Origin of the sequence: Photobacterium indicum (genome assembly GCF_003026215.1) — a bacterium.
In the GTDB taxonomy this organism is placed as follows: domain Bacteria; phylum Pseudomonadota; class Gammaproteobacteria; order Enterobacterales; family Vibrionaceae; genus Photobacterium; species Photobacterium indicum.
The window spans coordinates 981,062-1,000,288 of sequence record NZ_PYOC01000001.1; the positions used below are offsets into that span (position 1 = coordinate 981,062).

The window sequence follows — 19,227 nt, forward strand, 5'->3', positions numbered from 1 at the left end:
GCTGTTTATACAGACAGGCCATTTGAATTAATCATTTTTATTGTTTCATGCTCTCTATAACGATGTTCTTCATAAAAAAGAGGTGTTACGAGAGCATGATATGTCGGTAAATTTTGTTTTTTACTGGTAAAGCGGGAAACGGCTACACAGCTTCTGAACTTGCTGCTTAACACGTTTTTCCACTTCACTGTTGTCTTCTGGGTTAGCAGCTAGGCCGTCTAGCACATCGCCAATCCATTCTCCAATTTGCTTGAATTCGTCATTGCCGAAGCCACGGCTTGTACCTGCTGGTGTACCTAAACGAATACCCGAGGTTACCATTGGTTTTTCAGTATCAAACGGGATACCATTTTTATTACAAGTGATGCCTGCACGCTCTAGTGCATTTTCAGCAGCATTACCTTTTAAGCCCTTAGGGCGAAGGTCAACCAACATCAAGTGGGTATCGGTGCCGTTAGTTACAATATCGCAGCCACGAGTTTGTAGTACTTCTGCTAATACTTTGGCGTTACTAATCACATTTTTGATATAAATTTTGAAATCAGGTTCTAATGCTTCACCAAATGCGACAGCTTTACCCGCAATAACATGCATTAATGGACCACCCTGAAGGCCAGGGAATACCGCAGAGTTAATCTTTTTATTGATGTCTTCTAGGTTTGTTAGAATCATGCCACCACGTGGGCCACGTAATGTTTTGTGTGTTGTTGTTGTAACAACATGTGCATGTGGGATAGGGCTAGGGTGTTCACCCGCAGCAATAAGACCTGCGATGTGTGCCATATCAACCATTAGGAAAGCGCCAACTTCATCAGCGATTTCACGGAATTTTTCAAAATTGATTGTGCGAGGAATAGCAGAACCACCCGCAATAATCATTTTTGGTTTGTGCTCGATAGCCAGTTCACGCACTTGGTTGTAATCAATTTCTAGCGTGTCTTTGCTCACGCCGTATTGAACAGCATCGAACCACTTACCCGAAAGAGCAGGGCGTGCACCGTGTGTTAAGTGACCGCCAGCATCCAAAGACATGCCTAAGATAGTGTCACCCGGTTGAAGCAGTGCAAGCATAACTGCACCGTTTGCTTGAGCGCCAGAGTGAGGCTGAACATTAACGTATTCACATTGGAATAATTGCTTGGCACGAGCGATAGCGATCTTTTCTACTTCATCAACATGTTCACAACCACCGTAGTAACGACGGCCCGCATAACCTTCAGCATACTTATTGGTTAAACAAGTACCTTGTGCTTGCATTACCGCTTTAGAAACGATGTTTTCAGAGGCTATTAGCTCAATTTGCTGATTCTGGCGGTTAAGCTCAGCTTCGATGCCTGCGTTAACGGCACCGTCAACCTGTGCAAGGTTGGTTGAAAAGAACATTTCTAAATCATGATTTTGATACGAAGCTTTCATTCACGTTATCCTCAAGTCGAGCTCCAAGGCGGTTAAGCTTTTATCAGAGCCGTTCATATTTGTAGGTATGGTTTATTCTAATTTTAATAACGTTTCGTCTTGTTTTATCTTGGCAGTGAAGAGCAATGTTGCCAACAAGTACGTAACATACCTTTCTATAGATAGCCGATCAAACAAAAATTTCCAATAGTGGATTTTTATCTCTTTTAATGAGATTTATTGTACGCAAACGTTTGCGCTCTGTCATGTAAATTCCTATTATAAGACCAAATAGTTAGTCAATTTCAGTTTACAATGGTGTGTTGATAGTTTGTTTTAATTTGTGATAACCCCTTTTACAACAAGGGGAGATAGATATTTCTAATTACATTAAATTGAAATAATATCGGCGTTATAAATGTTGAATTTTTTATTAAAAAAGGTGGTGTTTCAGTTTTATATTTCCAAAGTTTCCTAAAGGAAACTTTGTTTCAAATATGATGCATGGGTCATGTTTTTTATTTGCGATAACTTTTAAGTTTCGGGCAAGCTATGCCAGAATGAAGACATAGTATTGGGCAAGGAGGGCCGTATGACCGATAAGAATGAACAAGATATTTACCCATCAATGAGCGTTGCGAAAGAGCTGGAAAGTGAAAAAATTAAACCGTTAAAGCTCGGTAAACGCTTAAAAGAAATTCGTATGGCGCATGGTTTAACACTTGAAGAAGCGAGTAAAAGAACAGGTCTTGCACGTTCAACGCTTTCTAAGATTGAAAACGAACAAATATCACCAACATTTCAAGCAATGCAAAAATTGGCTAATGGTTTAAGTGTTGATATACCGCAGCTTTTTGCACCGCCGAAGCAAATAAAAGCAACAGGTCGTCGTGATATAACACGTACGGGTGAGGGGAAGCCACATCCTACTTCAACCTATGAGCATGAGCTATTAGCAACCCAGCTAACGCATAAGAAAATGATGCCGTTTAAGTCTCGTGTTCGTGCTCGTTTTTTTGAAGATTACTCAGATTGGATTCGCCATGATGGTGAAGAGTTTTTATTGGTGCTGTCAGGGCAGATAACCTTCTATTCTGAGTTCTACGAACCCGTTGTGTTAAGCGAAGGAGACTCTGTCTATTATGATGCAAATATGGGACATATGCTTGTTTCTTTAAGTGAAGATGATGCTCATATCCTTTGGGTTACAGCCTCTTAGCCTTAATGTATGTGATGAAGATCTTCTTTTTGGCATTTGCTTTTTAATGCTATTGATAGATTAGCTAATTATTCATGATTATCGACAAGTATTTAACATTAAAGGTTTTTTTAGAAAACAAAGCAGCACATTACACGTGTGTTAGTGGCTAATTTTCTAGACGCGAACAACAGACGCAGAAAGAAATCTGAATTTCTGTGAGTGAACACGGTTTGAACTAAACTAAACTTTGTCTATTATAGGAAACTCATTAACAAAAACATAACAATCAGCATTGGTAGTTGTTGTTTAAAACAAAGCCGACTATGTTTTTGCAGAGATAGTGATAATAGCGAGGATAGTGTTCCCCATGGAAGCTTTAACGAACTTGATATCTGCAATAAATGGTGTGGTGTGGGGTGTTCCCATGCTAGTGATGATTCTTGGTGTAGGATTATTTTTAACATTTGGCCTGAAATTAATGCCAATTCTAAAGCTAGGTACTGGCTTTAAATTGTTATGGACTGGGCGAATTCCTGAAAAAGAAGAAAATGTAAAAGGTGAGATAAGCCCGTTCAACGCGTTAATGACATCCCTTTCAGCCACCATCGGTACAGGTAACATTGCAGGGGTAGCAACGGCTATCTTCCTAGGTGGCCCAGGTGCATTGTTTTGGATGTGGTGTACCGCGCTAGTCGGAATGGCAACTAAATATGCAGAAGCTGTTTGTGCGGTGAAATACCGTGAAACAGATGCAAATGGGAACCATGTTGGTGGCCCAATGTATTACATCAAAAATGGTTTAAGCAGTAAGTGGTCTTGGTTGGGCACTGCGTTTGCTATTTTTGGCTCTATTGCCGGTTTTGGTATTGGTAATACAGTGCAATCGAATTCCGTTGCAAGTGCTGTTGAATCAAGTTTTGGTGTTTCACCAATGATTTCAGGCTTGGTAATGATGGTACTGGTTGGCTTGGTATTGATGGGGGGCATAAAGCGTATTGCTGATGTCGCAGGAAAGTTAGTACCACTGATGGCTGTTTTTTATATTGCAGCTGGCTTAGTCGTATTGATGACCAATGCGACAGAAATACCGGCAGCCGTTGCTTTGATTTTTGAAAGTGCGTTTACCCCAGTTGCTGCTGAAGGTGGGTTTGCTGGTGCGGCGGTGTGGGCTGCAATTCGTTTTGGTGTCGCACGTGGTGTGTTCTCGAATGAAGCTGGTTTAGGTAGTGCACCTATTGCGCATGCGGCTGCTCAAACAAAGAACCCGGTAGCACAAGGCTTAGTTGCGATGTTGGGTACCTTTATTGACACCTTAGTGGTTTGTACCATTACTGGCTTAGCTATTGTCGTTTCAGGTGAGTGGACATCTGGCGCAACAGGCGCGGCACTTACATCTGCCGCTTTTGCTTCGGCATTGCCCGGTATTGGTAATTATCTTGTCGCGATTGCTCTATCAATTTTTGCTTTTACCACAATTTTAGGCTGGAGCTTCTATAGCGAAAAGTGTGTTCAGTATCTATTGGGTGTGAAAGCGGTAGTTCCTTTTCGAGTGCTATGGATTTTGGCGGTGCCTATTGGTGCGACCAGCTCTTTAGAATTCATTTGGTTACTCGCAGATACATTAAACGCAATGATGGCAATTCCTAACCTAATTGCTCTGATGTTGCTAAGTCCTGTGGTCTTTAAGCTGACAAAAGAATATTTTTCTAATCAGCAAAAAGGTGATGAACAAGCAGGTGAATCATAAGGTTGGAATGGTTTTATTACCAACTAGTAGTATGGATTAATTGACCGCAGGGTATGCGGTCTATGGAGTATTAAACGTATGTCTCACGAACTTCTGGTTACCCCTCTTCATGCGCTACATGTTGAAATGGGCGCAAAAATGGTTCCATTCGCTGGCTATGATATGCCTGTTCAGTACGCATTAGGTGTACGTAAAGAACACTTGCATTGCCGCGATGCAGCCGGTCTATTTGATGTTTCTCATATGGGGCAACTACGTCTGCATGGTGCAAATGCAGCGAAAGCGATTGAAGCATTGGTACCTGTCGATATTATCGATTTGCCTTCGGGCAAGCAGCGTTATGCTTTCTTCACGAATGAAGAAGGCGGTATTAGCGATGATTTAATGGTGACAAACTTTGGTGATCACCTATTCGTAGTTGTGAACGCAGCATGTAAAGATCAAGATATTGCACACATTCAAGCTAATTTGCCTGAAGATGTAACAATGGAAGTGATTGACGATCGCGCTCTACTTGCACTTCAAGGGCCAAAAGCGGCTGAAGTATTGGCACGTTTGAACCCTGCAGTGAGCGACATGGTATTCATGGACGCAACGAAACTAGAATTATGTGGCGTTGAATGTTACGTAAGTCGTTCTGGTTACACTGGCGAAGACGGATACGAAATCTCTGTACCAGCAGATACAGCAGATGCATTTGCACGTGAGCTGTTAGCATATGCAGAAGTAGAGTGGATTGGTCTTGGTGCGCGTGATTCATTACGTCTTGAATGTGGTTTGTGCTTGTACGGACACGATCTTGACCCAACGACAACACCTGTAGAAGCAAGTTTGCTTTGGGGTATCAGTAAGTGCCGCCGTGCAGATGGTGAGCGTGCGGGTGGTTTCCCTGGTGCAGAGCTTATTCTTGAGCAGATCAAAACCAAAGATGTGGCTCGCAAGCGTGTAGGTCTTCTTGGTCATTCAAAAGCCCCTGTGCGCGAAGGCAGCAAGTTATTTGATGTTAATGATGATGAAGTAGGTATCGTTACAAGTGGCACGTTTGGCCCTTCTAAAGGCATGCCCGTTGCAATGGCTTATGTTCAGACGGGTCTTGCAGTGATTGGTACAGAGCTATTTGCAGAAGTTCGTGGTAAGAAACTACCAATGACTGTTGAAAAAATGCCATTCGTACCACAGCGTTACTACCGTGGTTAATTAATTAGCATAACCCACTATCTTGCGACTAGGATGGTGGGGTTCTTGATGATGTGCTTATGAAGAACAGAAAGTGCTAGTGAGATGATTAATTAAAAAAGGAGCGATTTTAGCTCCTTTTTTTCATGCCAAATTTATGCGGATTATCAACCTGAAACAGGCTCCATATAAACAATGTAAATACGTGAGGCATGTGAACGATTACAGCGTGCGCCAACGTCTATGTTGGTTAATGGCTTTTTACCATGGTTTGATAAACAGATTTGAACATCAGGTTAAATCCGTCTTGTGAAATTTCACGTGCTGTCATCTTTGCCGCTTTTAGTCTGCGATAGCACTCACCAAGGGTAGCAAGTACGACTTCTTGTTCTTTAGGGTTCAATTTATTCATCATTGTTGGCTCACTATCAGTAGTAATAAACATTGTTTTTTTTATCACTCAAATATATCTGACAGTTTATGAATCAACTCTGAACGAAGATGAAGAAATAGTGTAATTATCTTACTCGTATTAATCGGTGTGGTATGCCTTCCAAGTTAAAAACCTTTGCTTGTGAGCGCTTCATATTAGAAACCTGTACAAGCATGGTATTTGTGTAGTGTTTTCTGTTCACCCATTACTTCGAGACATGAGTTTGAAACCCACGGCCACAGTGTTCGGATGTGAGAACTCATCATATAATTCTTTAAAACTTACTCAAAAAGAAAAGACTCATGATTATCAAGCCAAAGAGGGTACTTTGCCATTACTTTCGAAAACACGTCGCTCTCTAAGTGTTTTGCTAACCAGTCTTGAATTTTCGGATAAGATGATTGCTCAAACCTTTGTCGGTCAACATGCGCAAATTGACGAATAAAGGGGAAAATCGCATAGTCCGCGAGGGTAGGTGCCGTTCCCATTAAATAATTGGAAGTACTCAATCGCTCTTCTAGTACATTTAAAAAATGCATGCCTTGTTGGCGGTAGTACTCTTCTGGAAAGTCAGGGTGACGGTCAGCATATTTGTATTTATCTAACCAGCCTTTGAATTCGCCATCACAAGTCACAATTAATGCGTCAATGTCAGATTGAATCGATGGATTGTCGATACAGAGTAAATTCGCTGGGTCATTTTGCTGAAGTGCCCATTTCATAATATCTAGGCTTTCATCTATCACCGACCCATCATTTAAGATCAAAACGGGTACTGTTCCTTTTTCTGATGCAGCAAGCATGTCGGCAGGTTTATGTTTTAATATTATTTCACGCAGCATGACAGAACGCTTTGCTAATAATAATCCCATTCGTGCACGCATAGCGTAAGGACAGCGACGAAAAGAATACAGTATAGGATGTGGCATGGTGTTTTCCTGAATACAGAAAAGAATCTATAGCTATAGTAACGTGACTTAATGAATCCTGCACCTTGAGGTAGCTTGGGTATAAAATAATTAACGGTTAATAAATTTTTAGTAAATACTCTAAAAAAAAAGCTAACGTAAAAATCTCCGTCTATAATTTTAGTCAGTTATGTCTTGTGTGAAAAATATGGATTAACACTCAACAAAAACACACTTAATAAGGGAATAGTACTGATGGCAGCATTAACAGGCGTTACTGTTTTTATTACCGGCTCTAGCCGAGGAATTGGCCGTGAAATAGCTTTAATTTGTGCTCAACAAGGCGCTAACATTGTTATCGCTGCAAAGTCTGATCAACCACATCCTAAACTAGCAGGTACCATTCATAGCGTTGCTCAAGAAGTCGAGGAGGCGGGTGGCAAAGCATTGGCGATTAAGCTGGATGTACGTGATGAAGAAGCCGTTAACCTTGCAATGCAACAAGCGTTTGAAACCTTTGGTAGTATTGATGTATTAGTGAACAATGCCAGTGCAATAGTACTAACGCGGTTACAAGATACAGATACTAAGCGCTTCGATCTTATTAATTCGATCAATGTGCGTGGCTCATTTGTGTGCTCTAAAGCGGCGATACCGTATTTAAAGAAAAGCCGTAACCCCCATATTATTACGTTATCCCCGCCTATTAATCTCGCTTCGCATTGGTTGAAACCCTATATTCCCTACACAATCACCAAATATGGCATGACACTGTTAACCATGGGTCTAGCCGAAGAATTAAGAGATGACGGCATTTCAGCTGCAACGTTATGGCCGCAAACGTCAATAGCAACAGCGGCGGTTGAATTTGCGATTGGAAAAGAGCTACTGAAGCATTCAAGAACGCCCCGAATTATGGCTGAAGCGGCGTTAGAGATTATTAAGACAGAAGGCTTACAATTAAGTGGTCAAACATTGATTGATGAAGGCTTGCTTAAAGAAAGAGGTTTTACAGATTTCAATCAATATAAGCATGATCCTAATTGTGATGATCTGATGCGTGATCTATTTCTGGATGCTTAATGCAAACTATCTGATGTAAGCGTGATAGCTGAGCAGTTATAAAGACTAAATTGTTAGAATCAATAATTTGTATGAACTTAATCACTGCAGGATAACTCTTTGCTTGCTAATCTAATTAATAGAGCTTTAGGTTGTATCGGTTGCATCAATAGAAGGGGACGGCTTATGAATTCTCATTTAACAATTACTCTTGCAGGTAAAGATCACCCACAATTAATTAATCAACTTGCAGCAAAAACCCATGAACTTGGCGGGAAATGGCTAGTAAGTAAAATTAGCCGTTTAGACCAACAGCTTGTGGGTATTATTAAGGTCGAAATTCCAGACACTTTTGCAGAACAATTAGAGTCAGAATTCAATAAGCTTAGTGATTTTTACGTAAATATTGTAAAAAGTGATCAGCCGCAGGCATTTGTGAAAATAGAGCACGTTACATTAAAAGTTGAATCGAGCGACCGCCCCGGCATTGTTAACGATATCACCAATATTTTACATGATATAGGTATTAACATTGATCGAATTGAAAACCATCGAATTGGGGTGCCAGATTTAGGGAAAACGTTATTTTTTGCTGAACTTTCAATCGATGTACCAAGCCAAACAAATTTAGAACAATTAATCGAATCTGTTCAACAAGTTGAAGGTGATATGCGAGTCGAAGTTGTTGATTGATAAATAGTAATACTAAAGCGCATTATTGCCTTACCGTGTAAACAAATGAGTTGTTCGACATTAATTGTTGAGTGACTAAAGTACGGAGTTTCACACTGTATTCGATGTGAACAACACCAACCCACAACCACTTCAACCACAAGAAGGGTGCTGATAAATCAGTGCCCTTTTTAGTTGATGGCTTTGTATAAACACTGATCCCATTCTCATCGTTTCAATACCTTCTCGTATTCATTCTATTTTAAAATGTCGCACTTTTCACCCGTCGGTCTTAGTGAGTGTTAACTAAAGTTAAATGAATAGATTGCCATGTACAAATGTCTGGGAATTATAAACTTTAAGGTTTCGCACAAACATGAGAATCATAACGATATGGTATGTAGCCTTATATTTTTCATTCAGCTTATTACCAGCGACATTGATTAGGGCGGATGAATTACCCCCTAAAATTGGTTTAACTCTAAGTGGTGGTGGGGCTAAAGGTGCCGCCCATATTGGGGTTTTAGAAGTACTGGAAGAGTACCGAATCCCTATCCATGCTGTTACTGGCACCAGTATGGGGGCTTATGTTGGTGGAATGGTGGCTCTAGGGTTAAGTGCTGAAGAAATTAAGCGGCGGACATTTGACATTAACTGGAGCGATGGCTATTTCGATCGACAGACAAGAAAAGAATTGCAATTAAGAGAGAAAAAAAGAACCGATGAATTTCATTTTTATACTGATATTGGACTATCGCTAGACGGTGAAGTGAAGCCTTTTCCTGGGCTAGTGTTGGGACAGAAAATGGCGAGCATATTACGAAAAGCGACTGGAAACCCACCCAACTATGACAGTTTTGATCAGCTTGCTATTCCTTATCGGGCTGTAGCAACAGATCTTGAAACCATTGAACCAGTTGTACTTGATAAAGGAAACCTAGTACAAGCGATGCAGGCTTCTATGTCTGTTCCTGGGGCGCTAAGGCCAGTTCATATAGACGGTCGGCTTCTTGTTGACGGCGGTATTGTTAATAATATGCCTGTCGATCAGGTGAAAATACTGGGTGCTGATGTGGTTATTGCTGTGGATCTGAGGGATCAGATGTTTAATATTGAGGATCTTCACTCTGCCGTTACGGTTGTTAGTCAGCTCACTACCCATATGACTAATAAAGGGACTGACGAACAGATAGCTTTGCTGAAGTTGGAAAAGGATATTTATATCGTACCTGATGTGTCTTTTATGGTGGCGACCGATTTCGACTTAATGTATCAGGCCTATAGAAGTGGGCGCAAAGCTGCAATAGCTGTACTACCACAGTTAATGCGTTACCAGCTTAATGAAAATGACTATGCCCGATATAGAGGAAAGAAAAGAAGCCACCGCTGGAATCCATCAACATATTCCTTTACAAATATCACCATTATTAATCAAACAGCTTTGAGTGATCACTCTCTATATCAGTGGCTAGCATTGCAGCCAAATCAGGAATATAGCGCTGAAGAGATAGAGCAGGCAATTGACAGGCTTTATGCCAAAGGGATCTTTGAAAAGATCACCTACGAGTTTGAGAAAAACGGAAAGCAGTTATCTATTATCGTAGTGGAGAAATCATGGGGACCTGGATATCTCAACCTTAAAGTGTCTATCGAAAGAGACAATGAAGACAGACCTAATTATGGTGTGGGTGCTGAATATACGTTAACTAATATTACCAATTTGGGCGGAGAGTGGAAGTCTAAGGTTTTGCTGGGTGTTCAGGATATGCTGGTGAGTGAGCTGTACCTGCCGTTTGACTACCAGCAGCAGTATTTCACCAGTGTGGGGGCTGGTTGGCAAAAGGTGATTCGGGCGTTTCACAACGTAGACCGTTTCAACCTCGCTCCGGACGAAGTAAAGTATAAATCGTGGAACATTTTTACCGAATTAGGGTGGAACATTCACAGAGATAGCAGTCTTGCGATAGGGTTTGATGCCAGTTATAGCGATATCCAAGGTGAGCTTTCCTCGGCGCCTAAACAAGAAGTAGAAAGCTATAGTGGTTTTGGTGAGTTTAACTACGATAGCCTTGATAGTTTCTTTTTTCCAAATACTGGCAATTTGTTTGATGTACAGCTTGGTTACAGGTACTCCAATTCCGAATTAGATAGCGGCGATATTTCTGAATCGGTGCCGTATTTAAACACTCAGTTAGTTAAGCCACTATCTTTTGATGACCATACTTTAATTACCGGCCTCAAAGTATCTGGCTCAGAGTCAAATGCATTTTATCCGGTTGCGCCACAAAGCCTTGGTGGGCTCTTTAACCTTTCCGGTTTTACTCGTTTTCACTTTACGGGCAACTACAGTGCTATAGGTACGTTAATTTACCGTTATCATTTGACTGATGTAGATTTTAAACTCTTTTCGGCACCCTTATATTTGGGAGGCTCAGCTGAACGTGGTGGCGTTTGGCTAGATGAAGACGATATTAGTTGGGATTCCTCAATCACTGCCGGTAGTTTGTACATCGCGCTTGATACCTTATTGGGGCCTGTCGTTTTAGCATACGGGAAATCAGAAGATGACAATGGGTCGTTGTATTTTGCGTTTGGTAGCCAGTAAATTCAACACCTATTCTCGTACTTTACCGAGCTAGGTGTCGTTGGCTGCGTTTTTCTAAACGACTAAATAATAGTGATAGCCCCAAACATAACACCAGATACCCTGCACCCACTAGTAGCCAAATCTCGAAGATCAGCCCTGATGAATTAGCCATTTCACTGCCAACAAAGGTCATTTCTTGAATTGAGATGAGTGAGATGATCGAAGAATCTTTCACCAACGAGATAAACTGACCCGCTAACGGTGGCACTATGCCCGCAAAAGCTTGTGGAAATATCACATCACGAAAGCGGTTCCATCGTGAAAGGCCTAAAGAATCGGCAGCTTCCCATTGCCCTTTTGCAATCGCATCAAGCCCTGAACGTACAATCTCAGCAATGTAAGCGGCAGATATTAAGCCAACACAGAGTACGCCTGAAAATAGGTTTTCCCATAATTTGGACGAACCAAATAAGAAGTGCTGTAAGCCATTAGTATCGCTAGTATGGTAGCGAAGTGTATCTGCAAGCCCAATCGCAGGAACCAATTGGCTTGAAATAAAAAAGTAGAAGATAAAAACAAAAACAAGCGGTGGAATATTCCGAACAAGTTGAATGTAAGCTTGTGCCGGTAGCCGTAAAATCATCAATGATGAACGACGAGCAAGGCCGAGAAATAAACCGAGTAAACCCGCAAATATCATTCCCCATAAACTTAGGCGAATAGTGGTCACAAATCCTTGAAAGAAGTAGGGGAGCTCGCCTGGTTTGCCTGCCGAGAATATCAGCTCTATAGCTTTATGCCAGCGCCATTGATAATGAATGCCAGCAGAAGATTGAACATAAATCCAACCAATAAATACGCTGATAATAGCAAGTAACATCCAATCAAGTTTATTGAGTTTAATTCTTGAAAAGAATGGCAGCAGCGCCGAGATATTGCTTCTCGGCGTGCTTTTTTTGAATGTGTTTTTAATGTTGCTTTGCGACAAAGTTATTGTCCCTCAGAGATCTGGTTTTGCCAATCAAGTGTTGTGAACCAGTAATCGTGACGCTCTTTTAACCAGCCATCTTCGGTACGAAGTAAAATCCAGTTGTTGAAGAAATTAAGTAGGTCAAATTCACCATGACGAATGGCAAATGCTTCAGAGCCACGGCTTAAACGATCGGTTAATGGAATAAAAAGCTTTTCATTATACTGAATAGCCATTTGCTCTGGCTTAGGTGATGATGCAAGAACAGCGTGTGCGTTGCCATTAAGTACTTCTTGGAATGCTTGTGCATCATCATCAAACTGACGAAGCTTGGCTTTTGGAAAGTATTTTTTTGCTGTTTCTACCGTGAAAGCACCACGGCGAACAGAAAGTGTAACACTGCGCTTGTTGTAATCGGCAATTGTTAATTTGTCTGCAGATTTTTCTTTATTTGCTGCTAACTGCACGCCAGAGTGTGCATAAGGCGCGGTAAATAAAACGCTCATATTACGTTGTGGTGTAATTGATAGACCACCGATGATGACATCAAACTTACCTGCAAGTAGGGCTGGAATAATACCATCCCATGCAGTAGGGATGAACTCAACTTTTAAGCCTGCATCTTTAGCAAGGCGGCGAGCAACATCGACTTCAAAACCGACAAGTTCACCTTGTTTATCACGCATGGCCCAAGGAACGAATGTTGAAAGCCCCACACGTAATGTACCGCGCTCCTTTATATCAATGAGTGTACTTTTTTCTGCTGCAAAGGCGTTTGTGCCCATCATTAATGTTATTACCGCAAGACAAGCGGCGAGTAATTTTTTCATGCTTCCTTTCTCCTTTAAATACGATGCTACATCATGTGCTCGGATATATTCTTATTGTGTTGGTACGTTCATTTTATGTTCTAACCAAGCCGCAAACCCTGATAGCATTAAAGTAATGCATAAATAAATGCCAGCAACGGTAAACCAAACTTCAAATGGCATTGCGGTATCAGCAACAATATTACGACCTTCCGTTGTTAAATCAAAGATAGCCATGATACTGACAATTGAGGAATTTTTTACTAAAGAGACGGTTTCATTTGTGAGTGGTGGCAATATTCGACGGATCATTTGCGGTAGTATAACGAAACGATACCCGTCTATTGCTGATAATCCTAAACTACTACAAGCTTCAAATTGTCCTCTGGGAATGTTGTTTAAGCCAGCCCGAAAAATTTCGGCAGTATAAGCACCTTGAAACAGCGAAAGGGCTAAAACTGCAGTGGTAAATCGCTCTAATCCCAATACAGGACCAAAGACAAAGTATAAAAGGTAAATTTGTACGAGCAATGGTGTATTGCGGATCAGTTCAATATAGCCTCGTGCTAAACCTCGTCCTACTATTGAGTCAGATAAGCGTAATAGTGCCGTTACCAGCCCAATGAGCAAGGTGAAAATAAGGCTAACAGCTGATATTTTTAAGGTAACGAATAAACCTTCGAGCAATTCAGCTGGAAACCATTCGCCATCTTCTATAAACCAGAGATATTGTGGAATGCGATACCACTGCCATCTATAATTCATCGCTTCAGCGCCAGCGTTTAATAGCCATATTAAGCCAAGTGTTACTACCGCTATTTGCAAGAAACCAGAGAGTACAGGCTTTAGAATCCTATAGCCTACTGAGGGGGTTGCTGTAGAGAACATCTTATTTAACATCAAATAAATAATATCTAGTATAGAGAATCGACTAACGAGTTAGTAACTTAGTATCTGTTCTAAGAACTGCTTGGTTCGTTGTTGTTTGGGGTTATCAAATAACGTTGCTGGTGGCGCAATTTCAACTATTTCACCTTCATCCATGAATACCACACGATCAGCGACTTGACGTGCAAATCCCATTTCATGAGTCACGCACACCATAGTAATCCCTTCATTAACAAGTTCTTTCATAACATCGAGCACTTCCCTTATCATTTCGGGGTCAAGCGCAGAAGTCGGCTCATCAAACAGCAGAATGTCGGGTTTCATGCATAACGAACGGGCAATAGCGACACGTTGTTGTTGTCCACCAGACAGTTGTGCAGGGTATTTATCCGCTTGGTGACCGATATGTACTCGCTCTAGGTAATCGCGAGCTAACTTTTCTGCTTCAATTTTCGACATTTTTAATGTTCGACGTGGAGCGAGCATTAAGTTTTCTAGCACGGTCATATGCGGGAAAAGATTAAAGTGTTGAAACACCATACCGACTTTGCCACGAATAGCTTTTAAATGTTTACCATCAAGAGATTGGCCCACAACATTCAATTGACCTGAATTATATTTCTCCAGACCATTTATACAGCGAATGAGTGTTGATTTACCAGAGCCAGACGGACCACAAATGACTAAACGTTCGCCACGGTTAATCGTTAAGCATATGTCTTTCAAGGCGTGAAAATCGCCATACCACTTATCAACGTGTAAAAAAGAAATAATGGGATCATCTCTTAAGGTTTCAGATTCTTCAGCTAACAAGGGAGATCTCTGTAAACTAGAATGTTGTCACCATGTTATTGCTTTAAGGTGTATTATTCAAAGAAATAGCTCCTAAATACTGAATAAAAAAGTAGAAAACATTTAAGCAGCCATGATTGTACAATAAATGTTGTACAGTATTTATACAGTACTTTAGAAAGGCGATCTAATGAGGCTTCCAGCTAAGGATAATAACATTTGGGTTATATCTTATGGCTTGAGATACCTGGTTAATATTTGATCTGCTTGTTAGCAGTATTATGAGGTTTTGTAAGCAGATTTGGTCTAATTAGGTATTAATGCGGAAACAATGTGTAATTTTATTTCAAATAGCGTTTGCACATGCGGAGTGAAGGCGATAAGTTAGTTTAATGTTTATTGGAGTATGAAAACACTATGGGTATTGACCGATACTTATCATAGTGTTGTAACGCGGGAAGATGAGAAACAATGCAAAAAACAGATGACGTACGCATTAGCGAGATCAAAGAACTTTTACCACCAGTTGCTGTATTGGAAAGATTTCCAGCCACTGAACTGGCGGCTGAAACTGTATATCAGTCACGTAAATCGATTCACAACATTCTGAACGATGAAGATGATCGTTTGTTGGTTGTTGTTGGGCCTTGTTCAATTCATGACACTGAAGCTGCTATCGAATACGGTAAAAAGCTGAAAGTATTACGTGAAGAATTAAAAGGTGACCTTGAAATCGTAATGCGTGTTTACTTTGAAAAACCACGCACCACAGTAGGTTGGAAAGGGTTAATTAACGACCCGTATATGGACAATAGCTTTCAGTTAAATGATGGTTTACGTATTGGCCGTAAGTTGCTACTTGATTTGACCGATATGGGCTTACCAACAGCGGGTGAGTTCCTTGATATGATTACCCCACAATACATGGGTGATTTGATCAGCTGGGGCGCAATTGGTGCTCGTACGACAGAATCGCAAGTTCACCGTGAGCTATCTTCAGGACTATCTTGCCCTGTTGGGTTTAAAAACGGTACAGATGGCAATATTAAGATCGCGACCGATGCGATTGGATCGGCAAGTGCACCTCACCACTTTTTATCAGTAACTAAGTATGGTCATTCAGCCATTGTTTCTACTTTGGGTAATGAAGACTGTCATATCATTCTTCGTGGCGGTAAAGAGCCTAATTACAGCTCAGAACACGTTAACGCGGTGACATCACAGCTGGGTAATGCTGGTCAGCGTAAGAAAGTAATGATTGATTTTAGTCATGCTAATAGTTCGAAGAAGTTTGAACGTCAGATTATTGTTTCTGAAGATGTCGGTCAGCAAGTTGCTGGCGGTAACAAAGATATTTTTGGTGTTATGGTTGAAAGCCACCTTGTTGAAGGTCGTCAAGATATCGTAGAAGGCACAGAGCCAACGTATGGTCAAAGTATTACCGATGCATGTATTGGTTGGGCAGATACAGAAACAGTACTTCGTCAATTAGCACGTGATGTTGCTAAGCGTCGTCAAGCATAGACTGACTCTTTGAGATACTAGATAGCCCAGTTAATTTACTGGGCTTTTTTATATGGTTAGTATTCAAATTGTTTAGTTCCGATTGAAAAGTTGTCGTTATTTTATTTACAGTAACAAAGTGTAATATCCAAATAAGGCAATGAGAGCTAAGAAAAGAACGAACTACATAGTATAAGCCCTGATTTTTCAATGAGCTAACGGCATAATGAATCCCTTGTTTTAACTGTGTTCATTGAGTAATTGTTTGTACGAAGAACTGAAAAGCAACCTTTTCCCTTCAGGTGAAAGGTCATTTAATTCAAAACCAGTAGTCTTTAAACGACGATCACATTCTTCTAAAATATCAGTGATAAACATTTGTTGTGCAGTGGGGGAAAGTTTTTGTTCCATCATTAATACTCTACTTTTAAAAATTCAAATAGCTGCTTATTCTAGTAAGAAATACATTCATTTTATTCAGTAGGAACTTGTTTACTTTTAGTAATCAGTTCTAAGTCTTGCGCTTTAGTGCAATGTGCAAATACCTCTGCGCCACAATTACAGCATTCATACTTTACCCAAAGCTTTCTTGTCATGTATCTTTCTACAAATGTTCTATGCACCTGTTTTAGATTAACGTTTGTTTTACAAGAAGGACAAAACCGATTAAACATCATGTTGCAATACTCCTTTTGCATATAAAGCCATGAGCATATTAACGCACATCCGACCAGTTGCTATTGGGATTGGTGTCACACATATGATGAGTGATGAATATGTAGAGTAAGCGGGTAGTCTTATTAATAGCATGGTTAAATTGTTAACAGTGGAACAACTTAAATCGAAGGTTACTGTGGTGGGTAAGTTTTAAACATTTCACTAATCTGCTCATCAATAAAGGTTATTCGTGACTGTGGTGTCATTTCATCCGTCAATTTACGTTGAGAAGTTGAACGCCATATAACCTGATTTGATGTGTTTTGGATTAATTCTACAATCAATTTGCCATATCTAGTTTCTTTATATCGTGTTGGTGATCTGAAGCCTACACCGACGTTGCTAGCGCCGTAACCAAAACCAACACTCGTCCCGTAAGACTGTAACTCTGATTCTGCTTGTATATAATATTTAACCGTTAGATCTGTTTTTTTATCTGTGCCCAGTTTTAGCCCTTTATTTGTTAATTGGTAATTTAAAGCATCTTTAACTCGAGCTGCATCTAGGCTTGTTGCTGTTTTATTCGCATTTTCTGCAAATTCGTAAGTATGAAATTGGCTGTAATTTACATTTTCTTTAAAATCGGTTGAGACATCAGAGCTACATCCTACAAGGAGTAAGCTAAAAAATGGCATACCTATGAACATCTTAATAAAGCGCGGCATAGAATGATCCTTAAGGTGTCTGATTACAGTATAGCCATGCTTTTTGATTTTAACGTTGAAGTTCATGGTCAGTCTGATTCCTTTTAATCATTGACTCATATTAAGTTAATACATATTATCGTTAATCGACGATTTGTAGATGAAGTACTCTGATGAATAAAGAAAAGCAGGCATCAAAGCAAGAAGAGTTGAACTGTGAAGATGCAGGCTGTATCACTGTTTTGAATGACATCGTCATTGATGAAGCAAAAGAACAAGCGATTGCAACGGCTGCTAAAGCGATATCTCACCCGGCACGAGTTAGAATTTTGCGTATATTAGCTCGCCAGCAAGGTTGTCTTAATAGTGATCTGGTTGGTGAACTTGGCTTAGCTCAGTCGACGGTTTCAGAACATTTACGCATTTTACGGGAAGCTGGTTTCGTTATTGCTGAACCTAAACCACCTAGAACATGTTTCACTCTAAATAGAGTAAAACTTGATGAATTTGGTGCATTACTCAGCTACCTATAAATTATCTAACTCACATATCTTATAGCTATATACCTAAGCCACCTCAAGATGCAGGATTCTCGCTGAAACGAGAATCTTGAGTATGAAGCGTTGGGCTATTGGTTTCCACATCGATACCCATCGTTAAATTCAATGTATTTAGCTTCGTTCAGCTCAAAATCGTAAAGCTTTTGACTATAGTGCGGGAATTGACAGTAGATGGCATACTCCCTGTGTAAACCGTTATCGAGAAATGCCTCAAAAACATCTTTAGTATCAGCAATCAGTGTTTTATTTACCATCTTTGCTCATTAATAGTAATGCAGTGAACTTGATCTTATTAAAGCTATTGAGCGTAAATTTGAATGTCTTATTTTTAAGATTTTAAAATTATAATTGTTATCGTCAGCACTAATTAGCTTAGTCTAAATAAAATAAAGGACAAACACTCCTGTTTATGTAAGGATATTTAGATATTACCCTATAGTGATTTCGTGACTGTTTTTTATTATTAACAACTAAATATCATTAAAATCAAAAATATATTTAGAATATCTCTGCATATTGGTAAATTTTATCTAAACCTATTTCCTCTATATTTAGCTAACATCGTGCTTTGAATCTATGCTTATAACAATTAATTATTGGATGCATTATGTTTGGTTTTAAAACCAACATAATGATTTGATAGTGTTGTTGTTATCGATACAGTGAAGAGAGGTATTATGAACGGTTCGCATTTATTGATAGTGCTGTCGAGCATAATGACAACTGCGTGTATTAGCGACTTGTATTCAAAACCTATAGCAAAACGAAATGTTGATATATCAACCATTTCAGAAGAATATGTAAAAGCGACCCGTGGTGGTATCTTAGATTTTACCGCGGCAATACCGGGTAAAGTTTATCATCCACGTGATGGTTATATTGCCTATGAGCGCTTCTGGTGTTTAGACGAAGAGAAAGGCTCTGTTGATGATTATCAATTACTCATCAATGAAGTATGCGAACTCAAAGGTGGTGATATGAGGGGGAGTTGGTGTAGTGACAAGCAGAGCCAGCGAGCTCTATTCAGCGCAACAATAGAGCAGAACCAAACAACCTGTACCGGTGGTTACAACACGACTATTATTCATACCCTCGAACCGATATCTTCATCGATTGCATCGGAGTGGATTGCGGCATCAGAAATGTTGGGGTATGAACGTTAG

18 protein-coding genes are annotated in these 19,227 nt (G+C 40.2%); 9 read left to right on the top strand and 9 right to left on the bottom strand.

Translation table 11 applies throughout. The features are described from left to right. Positions 1–120 precede the first annotated feature (120 nt). Entirely contained in the window at positions 121–1,416 is a 1,296-nt protein-coding gene (locus C9J47_RS04280) for a serine hydroxymethyltransferase (protein WP_107252395.1), read from the bottom strand. A gap of 571 nt (positions 1,417–1,987) precedes the next feature. On the opposite strand from C9J47_RS04280, the gene C9J47_RS04285 reads away from it, so the two are divergent. The 3 genes from C9J47_RS04285 to gcvT all read left to right on the top strand — a co-directional run bounded on the left by C9J47_RS04285 (position 1,988) and on the right by gcvT (position 5,540). Further along, positions 1,988–2,614, top strand: coding sequence for a helix-turn-helix domain-containing protein (locus tag C9J47_RS04285; RefSeq protein ID WP_107252396.1), 627 nt, complete (start codon positions 1,988–1,990; stop codon positions 2,612–2,614). Positions 2,615–2,963: 349 nt separating this feature from the next. Next, on the top strand, positions 2,964–4,343 hold the full coding sequence (locus C9J47_RS04290; protein WP_107252397.1) for an alanine/glycine:cation symporter family protein: 1,380 nt from the start codon (positions 2,964–2,966) through the stop codon (positions 4,341–4,343). A gap of 78 nt (positions 4,344–4,421) precedes the next feature. Beyond that, positions 4,422–5,540 carry a glycine cleavage system aminomethyltransferase GcvT gene (gcvT, locus tag C9J47_RS04295; RefSeq protein ID WP_107252398.1) on the top strand — a complete coding sequence of 373 codons (1,119 nt, stop codon included), beginning with the start codon at positions 4,422–4,424 and terminating at the stop codon, positions 5,538–5,540. A gap of 229 nt (positions 5,541–5,769) precedes the next feature. Here gcvT and C9J47_RS04300 read toward each other — a convergent pair whose 3' ends face one another. Both C9J47_RS04300 and C9J47_RS04305 read right to left on the bottom strand, forming a co-directional pair. Then, positions 5,770–5,934 carry a hypothetical protein gene (locus C9J47_RS04300; protein WP_227876360.1) on the bottom strand — a complete coding sequence of 55 codons (165 nt, stop codon included), beginning with the start codon at positions 5,932–5,934 and terminating at the stop codon, positions 5,770–5,772. Positions 5,935–6,233: 299 nt separating this feature from the next. Beyond that, positions 6,234–6,881, bottom strand: coding sequence for a glutathione S-transferase (locus tag C9J47_RS04305; protein ID WP_107252399.1), 648 nt, complete (start codon positions 6,879–6,881; stop codon positions 6,234–6,236). 234 nt (positions 6,882–7,115) lie between these two features. Here C9J47_RS04305 and C9J47_RS04310 point away from each other — a divergent pair, with 234 nt between their 5' ends. The 3 genes from C9J47_RS04310 to C9J47_RS04320 all read left to right on the top strand — a co-directional run bounded on the left by C9J47_RS04310 (position 7,116) and on the right by C9J47_RS04320 (position 11,199). Continuing rightward, on the top strand, positions 7,116–7,943 hold the full coding sequence (locus C9J47_RS04310) for an SDR family oxidoreductase (RefSeq protein ID WP_107252400.1): 828 nt from the start codon (positions 7,116–7,118) through the stop codon (positions 7,941–7,943). Positions 7,944–8,108: 165 nt separating this feature from the next. Further along, on the top strand, positions 8,109–8,615 hold the full coding sequence (locus C9J47_RS04315) for a glycine cleavage system transcriptional repressor (RefSeq protein WP_107252401.1): 507 nt from the start codon (positions 8,109–8,111) through the stop codon (positions 8,613–8,615). Positions 8,616–8,970: 355 nt separating this feature from the next. Further along, the gene (locus C9J47_RS04320; protein WP_107252402.1) at positions 8,971–11,199 is read left to right on the top strand and encodes a patatin-like phospholipase family protein; all 2,229 of its coding nucleotides are present in this window, start codon (positions 8,971–8,973) and stop codon (positions 11,197–11,199) included. A gap of 22 nt (positions 11,200–11,221) precedes the next feature. Here the strand turns inward: C9J47_RS04320 and C9J47_RS04325 are convergent, their stop codons facing one another. The 4 genes from C9J47_RS04325 to C9J47_RS04340 are packed head-to-tail and all read right to left on the bottom strand — an operon-like array spanning position 11,222 to position 14,661. Beyond that, complete coding sequence (locus tag C9J47_RS04325; RefSeq protein WP_425440592.1) at positions 11,222–12,154, bottom strand: amino acid ABC transporter permease; 933 nt, start codon at positions 12,152–12,154, stop codon at positions 11,222–11,224. A 17-nt stretch (positions 12,155–12,171) separates the two neighbouring features. Beyond that, positions 12,172–12,981, bottom strand: a complete 810-nt coding sequence (locus C9J47_RS04330) for a transporter substrate-binding domain-containing protein (protein ID WP_107252404.1) — start codon at positions 12,979–12,981, stop codon at positions 12,172–12,174. 51 nt (positions 12,982–13,032) lie between these two features. Continuing rightward, the gene (locus C9J47_RS04335) at positions 13,033–13,860 is read right to left on the bottom strand and encodes an amino acid ABC transporter permease (RefSeq protein WP_211321684.1); all 828 of its coding nucleotides are present in this window, start codon (positions 13,858–13,860) and stop codon (positions 13,033–13,035) included. 39 nt (positions 13,861–13,899) lie between these two features. Next, positions 13,900–14,661, bottom strand: coding sequence for an amino acid ABC transporter ATP-binding protein (locus tag C9J47_RS04340; RefSeq protein ID WP_107252405.1), 762 nt, complete (start codon positions 14,659–14,661; stop codon positions 13,900–13,902). A 450-nt stretch (positions 14,662–15,111) separates the two neighbouring features. Here C9J47_RS04340 and aroG point away from each other — a divergent pair, with 450 nt between their 5' ends. Next, complete coding sequence (aroG, locus tag C9J47_RS04345) at positions 15,112–16,164, top strand: 3-deoxy-7-phosphoheptulonate synthase AroG (RefSeq protein ID WP_107252406.1); 1,053 nt, start codon at positions 15,112–15,114, stop codon at positions 16,162–16,164. A gap of 219 nt (positions 16,165–16,383) precedes the next feature. On the opposite strand, the gene C9J47_RS26975 is transcribed toward aroG, so the two are convergent. Both C9J47_RS26975 and C9J47_RS04355 read right to left on the bottom strand, forming a co-directional pair. After that, on the bottom strand, positions 16,384–16,557 hold the full coding sequence (locus C9J47_RS26975; protein WP_157134411.1) for a hypothetical protein: 174 nt from the start codon (positions 16,555–16,557) through the stop codon (positions 16,384–16,386). Between the two features lie 434 nt (positions 16,558–16,991). After that, positions 16,992–17,591: a DUF4136 domain-containing protein gene (locus tag C9J47_RS04355; protein WP_245903275.1), complete on the bottom strand. Its 600-nt coding sequence runs from the start codon at positions 17,589–17,591 to the stop codon at positions 16,992–16,994. 86 nt (positions 17,592–17,677) lie between these two features. Between C9J47_RS04355 and C9J47_RS04360 the strand changes: the two genes are divergently transcribed. Beyond that, positions 17,678–18,037, top strand: coding sequence for an ArsR/SmtB family transcription factor (locus C9J47_RS04360; protein WP_107252408.1), 360 nt, complete (start codon positions 17,678–17,680; stop codon positions 18,035–18,037). A 704-nt stretch (positions 18,038–18,741) separates the two neighbouring features. After that, positions 18,742–19,227 (top strand): hypothetical protein, encoded by a 486-nt coding sequence (locus tag C9J47_RS04370; RefSeq protein ID WP_011221313.1) that lies wholly within the window; start codon positions 18,742–18,744, stop codon positions 19,225–19,227.